We start from the raw sequence: 17207 nt of genomic DNA on the forward strand, positions 1-17207 counted from the left end.
GATCGCTCGCTACGGGGGTGGGCTAGTTGACGCGCGCGACGAGCGCATCGACGAGCACCTCGAGCTTCCTGCGGGCGTCGTTGTCGGGTAGCGACCCCCTGAGTAGCTCGAGTGCCTGGTCGTGCCAACCCTGCACTCGATCCTGCACCGCCGCCTCAATGTCATGTTTCGCGAGCATGGTGACGATCCGTTCGATGCCGGCATGGCTGATTTCATCCTGCGCGTAGAGCGCGTCGATCTCCTCCAGCTCATCGGGTGATGCGCACTCACGAAGCAGAAGGATTGGCAACGACTTCTTTCGACGGCGAATATCATCAGCCCGCGCCTTGCCGGTCTGCGAAGTCGCGCCCCAGATGCCGAGGATGTCGTCGCGGAGCTGGAAGCCGATGCCAAGCGCGAAACCCGCGTCTCCAGCCAATCGTGATTGCTCCGCAGTTGCCCCGGCAATCGTGGCCCCGGCCCAGCACGCGCAGCGGCAAATCTCCGCTGACTTGCCACCGATCATCACCATATATTCATCGGCCGTGACGTCGGAGCGCGACTCGAAGCCGAGGTCGAGAACCTGACCCTCGACGATGCGAAGCGTCGTTTGATGGAGCGCCTCAGTCAGCGGCAGAACGCGCTCGGCCGGCGCGCCGGCGTTCGACGCTCGCAAAACGGCGAGATGGGAGATGGCGAACATCGCATCGCCAGCGTTGATTGCCTGGGCAACCCCCCAGAGCGACCACACCGTCGGCCGGTGGCGTCTAAGCGGGCTGTGATCCTGGATGTCGTCGTGGAGTAGCGTAAAGTTATGCAATAACTCAATACCTGCGGCTACGGGCATAGCATCGTCGGCGCGACCTCCCGCGGCATTGCAGGACAGCACGCACAACAACGGCCGCATGCGTTTGCCTGAGTCGCTGCGGACAGGCTGGAACGACGCATCGGCGAATCCCAGATGGTAGCGCATGACATCGTAGATCGACAGCGCCGCTGGCTGGAGCGGCGGCGCAGCTCGTTCGGCCTCGGCAAGCGTCGCCAGGATCTCGTCGTCAAGCATCTCCAGCAGAGGGCGCGACGGTGACGGATCGAACAGCGGGATTCGCCTTTCCAGCAGCCGTGTTCGCGGCCGCGATTGAAGGCCACATCCAGCGCGGGGCATACTATAGCACGGTAGGTCTGGCGGCCCGACGACGATACTCGCGGACGTCTCGCGCCGATTCAGGGTGTCGAATATGTCCGTCCGCCTACCGGCTCGGCTCGGTGTCGATCGCGTCTGATCCGATGCGGCGCTGGGCTATCGCTTACAGAAGGCAGGTTCGCAGACGATGTTCTTCTTCGATCCACTGTATTTCGTGTTCATGTTGCCGGCAATCGCGCTGGTGATGTTCGCGCAGTACCGTGTCAAAAGCACATTCCAGAAGTACTCCCAGGTTCAGACGAACCAGGGGATTACCGGCGCTCAGGCGGCCGCGGAGATTCTGCGATCGAACGGCATCACTGATGTCCAGATCGAGCGTATCCAGGGGTCATTGAGCGACCACTACGATCCACGCAGCAAGGTCCTGCGTCTGTCCGAGCCGGTTTACGGCAGTAAGTCGGTGGCGGCAGTCGGTGTTGCGGCACACGAGTGTGGCCATGCGTTGCAGCATGCACAGGGCTATGCGCCGCTTGCGATGCGGAGCGCGATCGTGCCAGTGGCAAACATCGGCAGCATGATCGGCCCGATCATGCTGATCGCCGGGATTGTCATCGGGCTGACACAGCTTGCATGGATCGGCATCGCGTTTTTCGCTGCCGGCACGGTGTTTGCACTCGTCACTCTGCCGGTCGAGTTCAACGCATCGGCGCGTGCGATGCAACAGCTGTCGACGATCGGCATCTTCGACCGCACTGAATACGCGCAGGGTCGCAAGGTGTTGAACGCGGCGGCTCTGACCTATGTTGCCGGGTTCGCGGCAGCGCTGCTGCAGTTGCTCTACTACATCTCCCTCGTCAGCGGTGCGCGGGGTCGAGACTAATCCACGCATGTCCGAATCGGATCTTCGGGCGGCTCTCCTTGGGCCGCCCATTGTCATTCTCTGGCCAGGGCTGCAAGCGCGGTGGTGAGTGCTATGCCTGATTGCGTCGGATTGCTTCGTTCGACGCTGATAACGTCGCAACTGTTGAAGTGGGCGAAATCGCGGAGTGTCGACGCCAGCGACCGATAGAATCGCTCATCGGCCTGTTTCTCGAACCACGGCTCGAGGTGCAGGACGCGGATAAGCAATTGTCGTGACGCGCGATCCGCCTTCGGGTCGAGACGACCGACGAGGCGATCCCGATACAGGATCGGCAGGCTGAAATACCCGTAGCGCCGTTTCGGCGCGGGGGTATACGCCTCAAGCATGAGCTCAAAGTCGAACAACCCTGCCGTTCGCCGTCGATCCCAGACGAGGCTATCGAACGGGGAAAGGAGCGTTGTTCGGCTTGGAGGGATCCGCCGATCCGCGAGATCCGCCCAGACGAACGCGTCTTCATCCCAGCCTCGCACCCTGGCCGGAACGGCCACTCCTCGATCGACGAGTCCGTCGATCACGCGGCGTGCGGTGCTATTCGGTAACGCGGAGCTGCCCCAACTCTTGCGAAAGTAGTCGGGAAGCCACCGAGCGGTTGTAATACCCATTGCTCGGAGCGCGGCCGCGCCGAGTGCCTGTTCCTCTTCCTCTACTGAGGGCAGGCCTTCGTCACTCCATTCAGGGTAGACGCGCTCGGTGAGGTCGTACCAGCGCTGAAACTTCTCACGCCGATCGATCATGAGCTTGCCCATTGTCCAGAGCATATCCAGAGCAAGGTTGGTTGGCTTGTTGCCATACCAGGCCCATGGCTCGGCTCTGGAGCTGCCCTCCGGCGCCGCAAATGTGCTGCTGGACGCAGCCCCGTGTTCGGTGATGTGTGCGACGACATGGTCGAGCACGTCGGCGTTCTCGAGAATCCACCGACGCCCCTTTGCGCTCCACCCGTCACCTTCGGGGCTCGTGCGTTCGAGCATCGCCCGACGGAAATACGGGAAGAGCTCGATCGGAACGAACGCCGCAGCATGAGCCCAGTATTCGAACAGGACGCGGTCGGGATGGAACAGCTCATTGAGCCACTCCGGCGGGTGGTTACCGAGCCTGCTCCAGAGCACGATATGGTGACTACGCGCGATGACGCTGATTGAGTCGATCTGGAGGGCGCCAAGTTGCCGAATCGTCTCCCTCATTCGCTGCTTCGTGGGGCGTCCGGGCGGCGGGCCGGCGAGTTGCTGCGCGCCAATTGCCAGCCGTCGGGCATCGCGAAGGGAGAGATCGAGCACCGTCTGAACCTCCTGGCGGGTGGTTGTCCGACCGTGTGACAGACGGGCATCATAGCATCAATACGAACGTTTGTGCGAGTTATATGTCCCGCCGCCGGCAGCCTGGCTGAGCACCCGGGCCAGCTTCGTCTGGCCCGACGGGCGCAGCGAGGGGACGGCTGTGCGTAACGCGTCTACTGCTCGCAGTAAGTCGTCATGATCCGCTGTTCGCGCCTCCAGCTCGACTTCACTGAACGTCAGTACGCGGCCATCCGAAAGGCGCTCTCCGCGGCAATCATCGACAGCGAGTTCGTAGGCGCGGCCGGCCTCATCGAGAAGGCCGATCGCGGTGCGGTGGTTCTCAATACGCGCCACTGGCACGAGAGGCGCATCGCCTGTTGCTGTCCCTGCCAGTGTGATGGGAGGCAGGCGCGTCTCCGTGCGCTGGCCGGCCAGGATTGACGCCGCGACCTGCGCGGTGACGGGCTCGCTCACTTCGACTCGTGACGCGATGTGGGCATGCCCGATCGTGCTCGGCGCGCGCTTGCCCTTATAGGTCAACGTCCATCGTCCGCTGCTCTCGCGCAGCCGGAGTGTGGAGCCGGCTTGGTGCAGCGCGCCGTCCGGAGTATCGAGATAGGTGTCCACCTGAATGATCTCTTCTGCGGAGACGACAGTAAGCGGAGGCGCCTTCTTGAGCTCGCGTAACGGCGTGGGATCGTCGATCTCGAATTTGGCTTCGATCTCGCGTGGTTCAGTCATAGGTGGCCCTCAGCAAATCGCGAATGCGTCGATCGGGGTGTGGCATGCCGCTGTCCAGCATCCGAAGGACCGTCGTGCCGTGATCGTAGGCGACGCGATGGATCGCGCCACGCCAGCCGTTGTCCGGGCTCCAGACGAACGATCCCCACGCTGCTCGGCGATCGCCGTCGCGTGACAGGCCACAGGATGCGACATCGAACAGGCGCAGTTTTCCGATTCGACGTCGATAGGGAATATGGAGATGTCCGAATACCAGCACTCCTGCATGGAACGGCGCGACGAGCGTGCGGACGGCGTCGACTGTCATGTCTGGAAATATATGTTGGTCGAGGTCGTGCGGGTTGGCGTGGACGACAAGAAGCGGCTCGCCCGGGGTCTCAACAAGGTCAGAATGCGGAAGTTGGGCCAGCATGGCGAGCCGGCCGCTCCCGAGAGCGTCGCGGGTCCACTGGATCGACGCACGCTTCTTCTCGCCGAGTTCCGGATCGTTGACGCCTTCATCGACGAGATCGCGGTCGGTGTTTCCGTTGAGCATGATATCCGCACGATCGACGATCAGATCGAGCGCCCGGGCTGGATCCGGGCCATTCAGGCAGTAGTCGCCACCAGCAACGAGGCGATCGAATGGGCCGCGACGCTCGATGTCCGCGAGGACAGCCTCCAGCGCCTCGAGATTGCCGTGGATATCGGTGACCACCGCGACGCGCAACCTGGCGCTCATCCCGCGGTCTCGCCCGATTCGTGAGCAATGGCTGCCAACGCCACCGCCTCGTCGAGGACTGTCGTCACTCTGGTGGGGAAGTCGCTCTCCAATAGTCGCCGCCAGGCGGTGAGGAATTTTTCGTATGCACGGTCTCGATCTTCCGCGCGGTGGGCAATGAGCGTGAAGAATGCGATATCGTCTCGGGGTGTTGAGACCGCGCCGGCGGCCGACTTCAGTCGCTGGTGCCGCTGGGCGATCGTGCCGCGATCGACCGACGAAGCGATGCCAAGTAGACGGGCTGATCTGCGCTGGGCATCGCCTGCAATAACCTCCAGGACATGCTCGATCATGACATCTGCGTCGTGCAGGTCGCCGACATGTTCCTGGATTTCCTTGACCTCGTTGATCAACCCGCCTGTGGCCGACGGAAGCGCGAATCGGAATAGCTCGAGCGAGTAACGCAGGCGCTTGGCGGCGATACGCAGATTATGGATCTCCTCGACGTTCGCCGGATCGTCTACCCACGGCGCGAATGCCAACATCTCGTCGAGACGAGTCTGAATCACCAGGCGGGCATTGTGCGCAGATGACGCGCTGCAACGGATGCCGCGAACCCGCTTAGCCTTCGCCACGGGAATACTCCGCCAGGAATCCACGGAAACGGACATCAAACCGGTCCGCGTCAAGCGTCTCGAAGAAGGCGATCATGTCGATCCTGCGCGCATCGCGCTCAACGCGGAGATCGCGGAGCATGCGATTGATTGCGGGGTGCTCGGCTGTCGGCCGGCTTCGCCGGTAGGCAACGAGCGTCTCACGCAGCACATCACAATCCCGAACCCCGCCGAGCACGTCGGTGAGCCGCTTGATCGTCTGGTGGTAGTAACCATAGCGCCGTCGGGGAAAACAGTCGGTCGCGACATCCATCGCTGCCCTCAGTCGGCGGGAGCCGACGCGCATGTCGTGCAATTGTTCGGGATCTCGCCCCAGGAGCGTGCCAGCGCGGTGGAGCATCATCTCATCGAACCGTGTTTCGATCACTCGCCCGATGGCGAACCGATACTCGGTTGATCCACTCAGGCCATCGATACGATCTCGTTTGGCCATGTGCGCTTCCATTCGTCAGTAGTGACCGGTCAGGACGGCTCGATTGCCTGATCTTCCGCTGTGGGACGCAGCTCGATCGGTAGGTGGTCGGCGCCAGGGGCTTCGAGCTTGCCGGCCGCGTCGTCGCTGTTGTTGTTTCCGTCCGCAGTCTCGTCGGTTTCTGGCTCGATCGAACTGGTATCCGCGCTGCCGTACTTCTGGAGTAGTCCGCTCAGCTTACTTTCACGTCTGGCGACGCGAGCGCGGGCCTTGTCTACATCGGCCAGGGCCGCAGCGAGCTTTCGCTCTGCCTTGCGGATCTTGTTCTGTCCTTCGCGATCCTCTTGTGCTTTGTTTTTCTTCGCCATTCTGCGAGCCTCCGCTTCCTTGCCGTGCGATCCCGTCCTCGAACACTCAGGTGTTTGGACGCGCCCCGAGAACCTCCCGGGCTTTCGACCGAATGCGCCGCGCGATGGAATCGACGTCCTCCGTGCCGTCAATCACCGTAAACGAATGTTCGCGCGCGAGCCGTTCGAATTCATCGAACACGAGCTGCTGATAGAGCTGAAATGACTCATCCGGGTCGGTGCTCAGCCCGAGGTCCAGCCCGGCCTCATAGCGGTCTATCGACTTGCTGGGAGTGCTTGGCACGCGTTGCCGGGTCACTCCTGGCGGGACACGAAGGTAGAAAACGGCGTCGGGCGGAGGGGCAAAGCCGTAGAGTGTCTCCAGCCAGCCGGGGTCTGCTCCGCGCGCGATGTCGCGGGCAAACGCAGTATAGACATAACGATCAGCCACCACAACATCGCCACGCTCGAGCGCCGGCACGATGACGTTCGCAACGCGGTCGGTGAAGTCGGCTGCATAAAACAGGCTGAACGTAATCGGACGCAATTCGCCTGCGGCCTTTGCCTTGTGGATCGCCTTCGAGATGTGGGGAGACGTACTCCAGTCTGTCCGCACCGGTTCGATGTGCCGTCTGCGGAGCCAGTCGATGAGGAGTGCGATCTGGGTGCTGCGGCCCGATCGATCGATGCCTTCGACGACGAGGAGTGTTCCGGGCAGTTTGGACGGGGACGAGGTGGTTGACGTAGAGACCGTTGACTGCGCGCTCACGAGCCATCCATCCGTTCCAGCATACCCGCAACGATCTGCCGCAACTCTAGCTGTTGGTGACGAACTGGGTCGTGGGCATCGAGCGGCACCATGTCGAAAGGACGCACAAAGCGTTCATATTCGGCAATGACCCGCTGTTGGAATTGCAGAAATGATCCCAGCGGCCCGCGGACGCCGGCCCGTTCGTCGGCCTCTTCGATCGTTGCCTCTCCCGCGATCCCCATTACGCGGTCGATCGACGTCTCCGCGTCGATTCGCAGGTAGATCGAGAGGTCGGGGCGCACTGCAAAGCCGTACAAGTTGAGGATCCAGTCCGCATCGACGCCTCGGGCGATGTCCCGCGCGAAGGCTGTGCAGACGTAGCGGTCGGCCAGCACAACGTAGCCACCGCGAAGCGCCGGTATTACCTCAACTTCCTGACGCTCGGCCATGTCGATTGCGTGGAGGATCGAATACGTGCGCGCAGTCAGCGTCCGCTGGCGGCGTGCCTCAGCGATCGTTCGTGAGACGAGTTTGGACGAGTTCCATGCGGTTCTCACGACGCCGTAACCTTGGACTCGAAGCCAGGTGTCCAGCAGATCCAGCTGAGTCTCGCGACCAGCGCCATCGACTCCATCGACGGTAATGAGCACCCCGGGATACTGATGATGTACCCAGGACGAAGGGTACGCGGGATCGAGGTGGCTAAGAGACCAGCTGGCGATCGTCATCCCGAGCGTCTCTTCTCTTTGGCGCGAACTGTTGTATCGACCAGTATGCGTGGTGGCTTGTCGGCTAGTGAGTGGAACGTTGCTCGCAGCTGACCACGACGCTCGATATCGTACGACAGCAGGCCGACTTCCTTGCCCGGTGAGCGATCGAGCAGGGACGGCGCGTTGACGACCGCCATCGTTCGTCCATCGCGGCACAGTTCCCAGGCGTGCACGCGGTGTAGATGGGCGCAAAGCACGAGATCGACGCCAGCGGTCATCAGCTCATCCAGGATATCGCCAGCGTTTGGCAGGATGTCTCCCTCTTTCACCTTCTTGCCCGGCACCGGCAGGAGGGAGCGATGCGTACAGAACACACGCGTCAGCTTCGACGAAGAGCCTTCAAGGAACGCAATGCCACGGCGCAGCGATTCATCCGGAATAACGGGCTCGCTATCGAGGCCGACGATGCACAGCTCTCGGGTGCGATCGAAGAAATCAACATCGTCGAAGAACTCAAGAAACGGTGTTGCCTTGTCGCTTGATGTCGCGGGGTCGTCAATAGCCGTATCCGGCGCTTCGAGGAAGTAGTTGAGGTCTGAATCCGCCGGACGTAACGGACCCGTTCCGCCGGCCAGGTAATCGCGATTGCCCGGGATCGCTCGCACGCGATCCATCCCGTAGGAGGCCAGAAAATCGATGACTGGAACGAACTGCTTGTGTAATCCATTTCGCGACAGGTCTCCGGTGACGAGGATCAGATCGGGCAGAAGCTCGTCCATTAGACGCCGCACGAGATCCAGGCCGATATCGCACTCGGGGCCGGGTGCGTAATGGAAATCGGAAAGTTGCACGATACGCAGGGTATTGCTCGCTCTCGTCACAGGGATTGCCGCTCGACCTCTTCATGATACGCGGGATCGAACTCGATCGCAGGAACCACCGTCGATTCACGTTCGTTGCCGGCCAGAGGAGGTCGAAACTGTTCGAACAACCGGCAGGGGCGATCGACGTTGCGATACTATTCGTACGCAGGCTCAGCCAGTGTCGAACGCTCCGTGACGAGGCGCTGCGGTCGCGCGATTGGTGGAGCCGTCGGGGATTCGCGCCGATGAAGACGAAACGACATCGTAACGTGGCAACGCGACACCGCGAGCGGTCGAGCACGAGCGCGCTGCGATCGCCAGATCTCTATCTCAATCGCGAGCTGAGCTGGCTCGAGTTCAATCGCCGCGTGCTGGAGGAATCGCTCGACGAGCGTAACCCTCTGCTGGAGCGCGTGAAGTTCCTTGCGATCTTCTCCTCCAACCTCGATGAGTTCTTCATGATCCGCGTCGCTGGCATCGTGGGACAGGTGCGCGCCGGAGACGACACAGCCGCGCGCGACGGGCTGTCGCCGGCCGAGCAATTGGCCGCGATCAAGCTTCTGGTCACCGAAATGTCGGTGCGACAGCGTCTCTGCTGGCATGAAGAGATCGTGCCGGCTCTGCGTGAGCATGGCATCTTCATCGAAGACTATTCTCGCCTCACCGGGCGGGATCGCAAGGCGCTCACTCGATACTTTGAGCGGCAGATCTTCCCGATCCTGACACCGTTGGCAGTCGATTCGGGCCACCCATTCCCACATATCTCCAATCGGAGCCTGAATCTCCTGATCGTCGTGGAGGACGAGCGGGGAAGCCATATCGCGAGAATGAAGATTCCGTCGATCTTGCCGCGATTCGTCGCGGTTCCCGATGCCGACGGGAACCTGCCAGTCTCCTCACGCAGGAAGCAGCGCTTCGTGATGGTGGAGGAGATCATCGAGGCGAATCTTGACCAGCTTTTCCCTGGCAAGACTATCCGCAGCAGCCATTCATTCCGCGTGATCCGCGATGCCGATTTCGAGATCGCAGCGAGCACCGGCGACAGCCTCCTGAAGGTAATCGAGCGTGAGCTGGACCAGCGGCTCTTCGGCTTTCCGGTCCGTCTTTCCGTCGAGTCGTCGATGCCAGAGGATCTGCGGCACTGGCTCGCTGCTCAACTCAGCGCCTCTCCAGAGGATGTCTACGTGCTCGACCGCCCACACGGCATGGCGGATCTGATGAAGCTGTACTCTGTAGATCGACCCATGCTCAAAGACAAGCCGTTCGTGCCGCGCTATCCCGAGGTCCTCAGCCAGCACGAGTCGATCTTTGAGGCGATACGGCACCAGGATGTCCTCCTCTACCATCCCTATGATTCGTTCACGCCAGTGGTCGACTTCGTGAGGCAGGCGGCCAGTGATGGCGATGTGGTGGCGTTCAAGCAGACGCTGTACCGGGTCGGAGCACACTCGCCGTTGGTCGATGCTCTCATGGAAGCGCGCGACGACGAGACACAGATCGCAGTGCTGGTCGAGCTGCGGGCCCGATTCGACGAGGAGAGCAATATCAACTGGGCTCGGTCGATGGAGGCGGAGGGCATCCACGTCGCCTACGGTCTGCAGCAGCTGAAAACGCACTGCAAGGTGGCGACTGTCGTCCGGCGCGAAGGGGATGATCTGAGGCAGTACGTGCATCTCGGGACGGGCAACTACAACGTCGCGACATCTCGTATCTACACGGATCTCGGCCTGATGACCTGCGACCCGGATATTGCCGCTGATGTCGCCGACATCTTCAACTTTCTGACGGGCTACTCAAACCAGTCTGAGTACAGGAAGCTGCTCGTCGCGCCGGTCAACCTGCGTTCGCGACTCATCGATCTGATCGAGCGCGAGATGGAGCACGGATCCAAAGGCCGCATCATCCTCAAGGCAAACGCGCTGTCCGACTACTGGATCGCTGAGGCGCTCTATCGCGCCGCACAGGCCGGCGTGAAGATCGACCTGATCATTCGCGGAATCTGCGTCTTGCGCCCCGGCCTCCCCGGAATCAGCGAAAATATCCGGGTCATCAGCATTGTCGGACGATTCCTGGAGCATGTCCGGCTGTTCTATTTCCAGCATGCGGGCGCGGATGGCTCCGAATGCATGTATGCCGGCAGCGCCGATCTGATGCGGCGGAATCTGGATTACCGTGTCGAAATCCTGTTTCCAATCGAGGATCGCTCGATTCTCGAGCGGCTCCGTGACGGCATTCTGGAGCTTCAGCTGCACGATAACGTCCGCGCAAGGCAATTGCAGCGGGATGGATCGTATGTGCGCCTCACTCCGAAAGACGGCGAAGCCGCGCTCGATTCCCAGCTCGTCCACTTGAATTACGAGCCCAGCGCCGCCGCGCGCGCGTTCATCACCGCGCGACAGGACCCCGATTAGCTGTCTGAGAGCATATCCGGCTGGTCGGCTTCCTCTGGCTCCGGCAGCCGGCCGGCGCGACGAAGCAGCCCGAGTAGTTCTCGTTCGCGCTGGCTGAGTGTTGCGCGAGCACGCTCGAGATCGTCCAGCGCCTCGGCCAGACGCCGTTCAGCGGCCGCGATCTCGTGGTTCAGGCCGGCCTCGTCTTCCGGGTTGTTCATCACGTCGTGATCCCGGCGCGCTGGAGGAGCGATCGCGCCCGTTCTGCAACGGGTGGATCGACCATCTGACCATCCACCTCGACTGCGCCGACCCCCTCCGCGACCGCGGCATCGAAGGCTGCGACAATTCGAGCGGCCTGTTCCGTTTCGGCCGGGGAGGGTGTGTATGCGGCATGGATGACGGGAATCTGGGCCGGGTGGATCGCGAACTTGCCGTCAAAGCCCATCGCGGCGGCAGTGGCGCAGTCGCGCGTCAGGATCCCAAGATCCCGGAATTCAGGGCAGATCGCATCCCACGCGGCGATGCCAGCCGCGCGAGCCGCCAGCAGAATCTGCCAACGAGCGGCGTCAAGCTCGTGACCCTCGGGCGTGCGTCGCATGCCCAAGGCCGCACTCAGGTCCTCACCGCCGAGAAACAACCCCGTAACCCCCCGAGCGTTCGCTAACTCTTCCGCGTGTAGCACTGCTCGTGGCGTCTCGACATTGACGATGATTTCCCGGCCGGCCGCTGCATCACAGACCGATGCGAGCTCAATTGCCCGATCTACCTTCGGGACGACGACACCGACATCCCCGTACATGGCGATAACCTGCAAATCGAGGTCCACCTGTTGAAAGCGCGGGGGCGTGATTCGCACGTAGCGGCGGACGGGTGAGTTGGCCGGCCATGCCGCGAGAGCGCTGGCCACCATCTCCCTCGCCGCAGCTTTTCTGTGCGACCGGGACACTGTCCTCCAGGTCAAAGACGATGGCGTCGGCGCCACGGTCGGCTGCCTTTGCAAGCATTGCCGCTCGATGACCGGGAACGAACAGCAGCGACCGTGGAAGCCAGCCTGACATGTCGATTACGAGCCCGGCGGTTCGCGCTCGAGGATGATCGACTTGCCGCCGCACTTCGGGCAGACACTGAGCCGCTCGAAGCCACGCGTGTAGTAACCACACGCTTCGCACGACCATCGCGTCAGCGCGAATAGACGCACGAGATCGGAGCGGGACACGATGCCGGTCACTCGACCGTCGAGTACGACGGGGACGCGCCGGACATGCTGGCTCGTCAGAATCTGGGCGACGGCTTCGGCGTCCGTATCTTCGCTGACAGTGACGACGTCGCGCGTCATGATGTCGCCGACAGTCTGGCCCTCCTTGGCGATGATGTCGTACTCAGTCACCAGGCCGACCAGCCGGCCATCTTCGACGACAGGCATCCCCGAGATACGCTGGGTGAATAGCGTCCTTGCCGCCGACTCCGTTGTGGTGTCAGAAGTGACGGTGATGATATCGCGAGTCATGATCTCGCCGACGATGATGCGTGTGGCGGTCGACATCCGATCGTCTCCTTCGTCCTGCCTGCTCTTCAGGCGTCCAGGTAAAGCGACGGAGAAAGGGGCGTTGGGTCCGCCGCTGATCCCTCCGATCGACGCCATACGCCCGTGCGATACCTGAATCATGAATCATTGCCGCGCCGGGGGCAAGGCCTTGGCGCAGCACGTCACTATCCTCCGTTCGTGCTGTCGGCGAGCGTGGCGCGGGCTTTCATGATGCTCTCGTGCATCAACGCGAGCATTTCCTCGCGAAGGCTTCGCGCAGCGTGAGCGACATCGTCGAGGATCTGGGTAAGCGGTCGCGGGTCGTCAGCCAGGATATCGCCGGTAATATCGTGAAGACGCGCTCGGAATGCGAGATCGAAGATCGCGACGCACGATACGGAGCGCCCTGTTGTCCTCACCGAGGCCGGCACTCTCGATTTCCGACCGAAGCTCACGGATGCGCACAGGCAGCGTCGCGACCTCACTGACAGCAGCGCGGGCGCGCACCTGTGGCTCGATAGCGATCGCCCACCTGTCCACGAGCTCGAATGCGCTATCGGCACCCTCGGCGCGTGCGCTGATGATCGCCGCGACACGCCCCGGCTCTGGCGGCGGTGGTGGGGTCGTCGAGAGGAATGGACGATGCTCCTCTCCCCAGAAATGGAAGCAGGCACAGCTCAGCCTGAAGTAATAGATCGCCGAAATGAGGTTGTCTCGCGGTGTCACGGGTAACGCGTCGATTCGCGCGAGCGCGCCGATGACTCTGCTTTCCGGCAGGCCGGCGAACAGGCTGCCGGGGTGTGGAGGAATCGTCACGACTTCGGCTCGATCGACAGTGGCGCGTCTGCCGGTGGTGACCCGTTGTAGCAGAACATCGCTCATCTGCGAATCCGGGGAAACGAATACCCCGCGCACAATCCGTGGCGTGCTGAGTCCATGCGCCGCAACCGCGTCGACGACGATCTTGTGTGCCGCTCCGCCCAACTGGAGCAGGTTGCTGACGATTTCCGCGCTGACCTGACTCGGCCTGATCCGATCGGGCGCGAACTTCGCGTCGACTGCCTGAAGAACAGGCCCGCCGTCACCGCTCTGCGTGCCGAGCAGCAGGAAATCAGGATTCTCGAGATGATGCAGGTTGGCCTCGCGCGAGACCTCGGCGACGTCGTCGAGCCGCAAAATGTCGAGAATCTCAAACGGTTCATCGTGTGGAACCGGCCAAGTCCTCCCGACAGAATTTCGTAACGCTTCATCGGAGCGGATCGCCCAACGGTCGCCGATGTGGCGGCTGGCGCCGCCCCGGTCGCTCCAGATCATGACCTGGCGGTCAAGCGCGGCGGAGAGCAAGTTGCCGCCGGGCAGATGGAAGGACTCGACATTCTCGTGGTTATCGGCTCGTCGGGTCGTCATCCTGGCTGGATTCTCCTGCCTGACCGTGGCGCCCTGCATCATCGGTTGCCGCAACGACACCCGCCATCGCATAGAGGAAGATGTACATCATGATCCAGTGCAACTTCATCGCGTCGAACGGTACCGCCATGAACGCGATGCCGCCAAATCTGGCCCGGCCGGCTGCCCTGCCAATCTCGTATGCACCCCAGCACACCTCGGCAACGTGCAGGCCAAGCGGTTCGTCGCCGAAGTCCCCGGTCGCGCCCATGTCCAGCACGTCGGGATCGACTGCTACCCAGACACGATCTGCGCCGTCGATCTGGGGACGCACGACCGACGCGATCCATTCCTCGAACCCTTCGCGACGGGCGCGCGCGATCTGCCAGTAGGTGAAGATGTTCTCGCGACGCGCCCCTTTGGCCACGAAGCGGTCGATCACCTCCCGGTCGTTGCGCGGGCCGCGCAAGCCGATATGGGTATAGCGCGCAGGCTCGACGTTGGGCAGATCGAGGATCCGACGCGCCCAGGTGGAACCCCAACGCGGCATCCTCGGATCATCTTCGTCGATCTCACCCGTCAGGTTATCGTGGTGCGCGTCGAAATTGATGACAGTGACGGGTCCCCTCGCCTCCTCGGCGATCGCCTTGAGCACCCCCCAGGTCGATGGGCCGGAATTGCCGCCCAGCGTGAACGGTATCGCTCCTGCCCGGACGATCTCCTTTACACGAGCGATGGTGGTGTCGAATGTCACGGCATGATCGTTCGAGATTTCGACATCCCCATAATCCATGAGCCGCAGTCGCTCGAATACGTCAATGTCGAGCTCAGGGAGGTAGCCGCCGTACTTGACTGAGTTGGTCCGAAAGGTGCTCGGCGTCAGGTTCGTGCCGAAGTAGTTCGAGCCGGCCGCGCCGATTCGCGAGTCGGGCACCGGCGCCTGCCAGGGGACGCCAAGGAAGACGATATCGGCGCCGGCAAGATCTCCCGCTGACCGGGCAGGAGGAGATCCGAAAAGCGTCGGGACACTCCCATAGTGCCGGGGGAGCTGCATTGACACCACCGGATCGGACGGCCGGCGCGGCCACCTGACTGAATCGTTCATGCCTCAACCTTTCTTCCACAATCGGCCGGACCAATCGAGGGGGGTTGTGTCGGAGTCACGATGTTTCGAAACGAACCGTTCGACCGCCTCGTCATGTGCGGATGCGAGCTGATTTCCGATCGTTCCCCAGTCGTAATAGCCGACAAGGCGCCGCCCATTCTCGCTCAGTCGCGTCGCGAGCGTCTCGTCTGACAGGATTGCGCCGACGGCGCGCGCAAACGCCGCCGGATCATCGGCGCACAGGATTGCATCCGCGATCCCGTTGATACCCTCCGCGCCGATTGTGGTGGAAACCAGGGGCGTGCCGGCGGCCAGCGCTTCGAAGATCTTCAATCGTGTCCCGCCACCCGACCGCAGCGGCACGATCGCAACTGCCGCCGACCAGATCCATGGTCGGATATCGGCCACTCGGCCGGTAACGACGACGTCGTTGGTGGCCCGATCCAGCAACCACGACGGCGGGTCCGCGCCCGCGAACACGACACGGACATCCGGAGCAGTTCGCTGGACGAGCGGGTGAATCTCGTCGAGATACCAGCGGGCGGCGTCGCTGTTCGGTTGGTGCCGCATCACACCAGTGAATACGATATCGCGTCGCCGCGCCCAATCCGACGGGCGAGAGAATGAGGCGACATCCACTCCATTTGGCACGACGCGTGCTATCTGGCCGGTCGAGGCTTCGATCGCCGCGGCATCGCGATCCGATGTGGCGATCGCGAGGTCGCTGCCGGCCCAGAGCCGTCGCTCCAGCCATCCGACTTTCCGTGCCTCCGCAAGCTTCAGGGCGCGCTCGATATCCCCGCTTGCCGCGTGAGCGACGCGCGTCAGGAGCGTCATTTCGATGTCGTGCGCGTCGATGACCGTCGGGGTCGCAGTTGGCGGGCGAAAGAGCGCCATCCGTGTCGACTCGTAATGGACCAGATCCACCTGCGTCGTCAGAAACAGGCGGTCGAGGACTCGCTGCAGCTGCGTCGACCAGGTCGATTTCTCGAGGAAGGACTGGCGACTTCCGATTGAGCGGAACTGTAGTAGCCGCTTGCCGAAACTCGCCGGGTGGCGCGGTGTCCAAGTGGCCGGGACGGTCGTCACGTTGCAGATTGTGCCGAGCTCAATCGCCCGCGGAAGCTCGTCGGAACGCGCCGGACACAGCAGTGTCACCTCGTCCCGCCGAGCGAGCTCGCGAACCAGATGAAACGTGCGTAGCGCCCCGCCGAAGTCTGCCGGCAATGGCAACCAGGGCGCCACGACGACGACGTGACGACTCACGATCCATGCCTATCGTTGCCGATCGCGGCGGGTCGTCTACAATGGCAGCGCGGGGAGTGAGCCAGAGTGAAACCTCCAGGTTGTGGTCGGTCGATTCAACGGCGCGTCCGTCGGCCGGTTTAACGGCGTCGCACCGCGCAGCGGCGTCATCTTATCCAATGTTGCGCGACAATCGGCGTTGGGCATCCGAAAGTGATTTGACGAGGGGGAGACTGCATGCGATTGGTCCGATTCGCGGCCGATGGGGAGATTCATTCCGGCGAGTCGATCGAAGGCGATTCGCTGCTCCGAGGTAACGGCGGGCGGCTCTATCGTCCGGATGACGTCGTCTGGCTACCGCCGGTTGCGCCACGCAAGGTTGTTGGTCTGGCGCTCAACTACGCTGACCACGCCGCGGAGCTCGGCATGGCGTCGCCGGAAGAGCCGGCCTTGTTCTTCAAGCCATTGACGTCACTGATCGGACATCGCGCGCCTGTCATCGCGCCGGACAACATCGAGTATATGCACTACGAGGTAGAGCTCGCGGTTGTCATCGGGCGCGGAGGCCGGCGAATCCGCGCGGGCGAGGCGATGGATCATGTCCGGGGCTATACCATCGCGAACGATGTGACTGTGCGCGACTTTGTCCACAACTTCTTCCGCCCGCCGGTCAAAGCGAAAGGATTCGACACGTTTGGCCCACTGGGACCGTATCTTGTCGTCGATGAGATCGACGACCCGAATGCGCTTGAGCTGCGGGCCTATGTCAATGATGAGCTCCGGCAGACCGGCACAACGTCGATGTTTGTCCGCGATATCCCTGCGCTGATCGAGTACATCAGCGAGTTCATGTCGCTGGAGCCCGACGACGTCATTCTGACCGGGACGCCGAAGGGGCTCAGCCATGTCTATCCGGGGGATGTCATGCGGCTGGAAGTTGACGGACTCGGGTCGCTCGAGAATCCGATCGTCGCGCAATCGTAATCGGGATTGACGGTCATCGGCGCTTGGCGCCGACCAGAACGGAGAGGTAGTG

The 17207-nt window shown here is 62.3% G+C and carries 19 protein-coding genes; 3 read left to right on the forward strand and 16 right to left on the reverse strand.

Going from position 1 to position 17207, the window contains the following annotated elements:
• Positions 1 to 22: 22 nt before the first annotated feature.
• Positions 23 to 1042, reverse strand: coding sequence for a polyprenyl synthetase family protein (locus V9F06_05100; protein ID MEI2617012.1), 1020 nt, complete (start codon positions 1040 to 1042; stop codon positions 23 to 25).
• 268 nt (positions 1043 to 1310) lie between these two features.
• Here V9F06_05100 and V9F06_05105 point away from each other — a divergent pair, with 268 nt between their 5' ends.
• Positions 1311 to 2003: a zinc metallopeptidase gene (locus V9F06_05105; protein ID MEI2617013.1), complete on the forward strand. Its 693-nt coding sequence runs from the start codon at positions 1311 to 1313 to the stop codon at positions 2001 to 2003.
• A 53-nt stretch (positions 2004 to 2056) separates the two neighbouring features.
• Here the strand turns inward: V9F06_05105 and V9F06_05110 are convergent, their stop codons facing one another.
• From V9F06_05110 to V9F06_05150, 9 genes are read right to left on the reverse strand one after another with little or no spacing between them, the layout of a single operon-like run.
• Positions 2057 to 3319, reverse strand: coding sequence for a crosslink repair DNA glycosylase YcaQ family protein (locus V9F06_05110; GenBank protein MEI2617014.1), 1263 nt, complete (start codon positions 3317 to 3319; stop codon positions 2057 to 2059).
• 57 nt (positions 3320 to 3376) lie between these two features.
• Complete coding sequence (locus tag V9F06_05115; protein MEI2617015.1) at positions 3377 to 4060, reverse strand: CYTH domain-containing protein; 684 nt, start codon at positions 4058 to 4060, stop codon at positions 3377 to 3379.
• The gene (locus V9F06_05120) at positions 4053 to 4781 is read right to left on the reverse strand and encodes a metallophosphoesterase family protein (GenBank protein ID MEI2617016.1); all 729 of its coding nucleotides are present in this window, start codon (positions 4779 to 4781) and stop codon (positions 4053 to 4055) included. Before V9F06_05120 ends, V9F06_05115 begins: the two co-directional genes overlap by 8 nt.
• Positions 4778 to 5395: a CHAD domain-containing protein gene (locus V9F06_05125; GenBank protein ID MEI2617017.1), complete on the reverse strand. Its 618-nt coding sequence runs from the start codon at positions 5393 to 5395 to the stop codon at positions 4778 to 4780. The genes V9F06_05120 and V9F06_05125 overlap by 4 nt, the downstream gene beginning before the upstream one ends.
• A complete protein-coding gene (locus V9F06_05130) occupies positions 5382 to 5867 on the reverse strand; it encodes a CHAD domain-containing protein (protein MEI2617018.1) in 486 nt (161 codons plus the stop codon). The genes V9F06_05125 and V9F06_05130 overlap by 14 nt, the downstream gene beginning before the upstream one ends.
• 29 nt (positions 5868 to 5896) lie before the next feature.
• Entirely contained in the window at positions 5897 to 6214 is a 318-nt protein-coding gene (locus tag V9F06_05135) for a hypothetical protein (protein ID MEI2617019.1), read from the reverse strand.
• Positions 6215 to 6260: 46 nt separating this feature from the next.
• Positions 6261 to 6962 (reverse strand): thymidylate kinase, encoded by a 702-nt coding sequence (locus tag V9F06_05140; GenBank protein MEI2617020.1) that lies wholly within the window; start codon positions 6960 to 6962, stop codon positions 6261 to 6263.
• Positions 6959 to 7672, reverse strand: coding sequence for a hypothetical protein (locus tag V9F06_05145; GenBank protein ID MEI2617021.1), 714 nt, complete (start codon positions 7670 to 7672; stop codon positions 6959 to 6961). The genes V9F06_05140 and V9F06_05145 overlap by 4 nt, the downstream gene beginning before the upstream one ends.
• The gene (locus V9F06_05150) at positions 7669 to 8535 is read right to left on the reverse strand and encodes a metallophosphoesterase (protein ID MEI2617022.1); all 867 of its coding nucleotides are present in this window, start codon (positions 8533 to 8535) and stop codon (positions 7669 to 7671) included. The genes V9F06_05145 and V9F06_05150 overlap by 4 nt, the downstream gene beginning before the upstream one ends.
• A 227-nt stretch (positions 8536 to 8762) precedes the next feature.
• Here V9F06_05150 and ppk1 point away from each other — a divergent pair, with 227 nt between their 5' ends.
• Positions 8763 to 10928, forward strand: coding sequence for a polyphosphate kinase 1 (gene ppk1, locus V9F06_05155; GenBank protein ID MEI2617023.1), 2166 nt, complete (start codon positions 8763 to 8765; stop codon positions 10926 to 10928).
• Here ppk1 and V9F06_05160 read toward each other — a convergent pair.
• From V9F06_05160 to V9F06_05185, 6 genes are all read right to left on the reverse strand, one after another.
• Entirely contained in the window at positions 10925 to 11128 is a 204-nt protein-coding gene (locus V9F06_05160) for a hypothetical protein (GenBank protein ID MEI2617024.1), read from the reverse strand. The genes ppk1 and V9F06_05160 overlap by 4 nt on opposite strands.
• Positions 11128 to 11892 (reverse strand): CoA ester lyase, encoded by a 765-nt coding sequence (locus tag V9F06_05165; GenBank protein MEI2617025.1) that lies wholly within the window; start codon positions 11890 to 11892, stop codon positions 11128 to 11130. The genes V9F06_05160 and V9F06_05165 overlap by 1 nt, the downstream gene beginning before the upstream one ends.
• 81 nt (positions 11893 to 11973) lie before the next feature.
• A complete protein-coding gene (locus tag V9F06_05170; protein ID MEI2617026.1) occupies positions 11974 to 12453 on the reverse strand; it encodes a CBS domain-containing protein in 480 nt (159 codons plus the stop codon).
• Positions 12454 to 12759: 306 nt separating this feature from the next.
• Positions 12760 to 13842 carry a hypothetical protein gene (locus V9F06_05175; protein ID MEI2617027.1) on the reverse strand — a complete coding sequence of 361 codons (1083 nt, stop codon included), beginning with the start codon at positions 13840 to 13842 and terminating at the stop codon, positions 12760 to 12762.
• Positions 13820 to 14926 carry an arginase family protein gene (locus V9F06_05180; GenBank protein ID MEI2617028.1) on the reverse strand — a complete coding sequence of 369 codons (1107 nt, stop codon included), beginning with the start codon at positions 14924 to 14926 and terminating at the stop codon, positions 13820 to 13822. Before V9F06_05180 ends, V9F06_05175 begins: the two co-directional genes overlap by 23 nt.
• A gap of 3 nt (positions 14927 to 14929) precedes the next feature.
• Positions 14930 to 16192, reverse strand: a complete 1263-nt coding sequence (locus V9F06_05185; protein ID MEI2617029.1) for a glycosyltransferase — start codon at positions 16190 to 16192, stop codon at positions 14930 to 14932.
• A 216-nt stretch (positions 16193 to 16408) separates the two neighbouring features.
• Between V9F06_05185 and V9F06_05190 the strand changes: the two genes are divergently transcribed.
• Positions 16409 to 17155, forward strand: coding sequence for a fumarylacetoacetate hydrolase family protein (locus V9F06_05190; GenBank protein MEI2617030.1), 747 nt, complete (start codon positions 16409 to 16411; stop codon positions 17153 to 17155).
• Positions 17156 to 17207: the final 52 nt, after the last annotated feature.

It is taken from the genome of Thermomicrobiales bacterium, assembly GCA_037045155.1.
Taxonomy (GTDB): Bacteria; Chloroflexota; Chloroflexia; order Thermomicrobiales; family CFX8; genus JAMLIA01.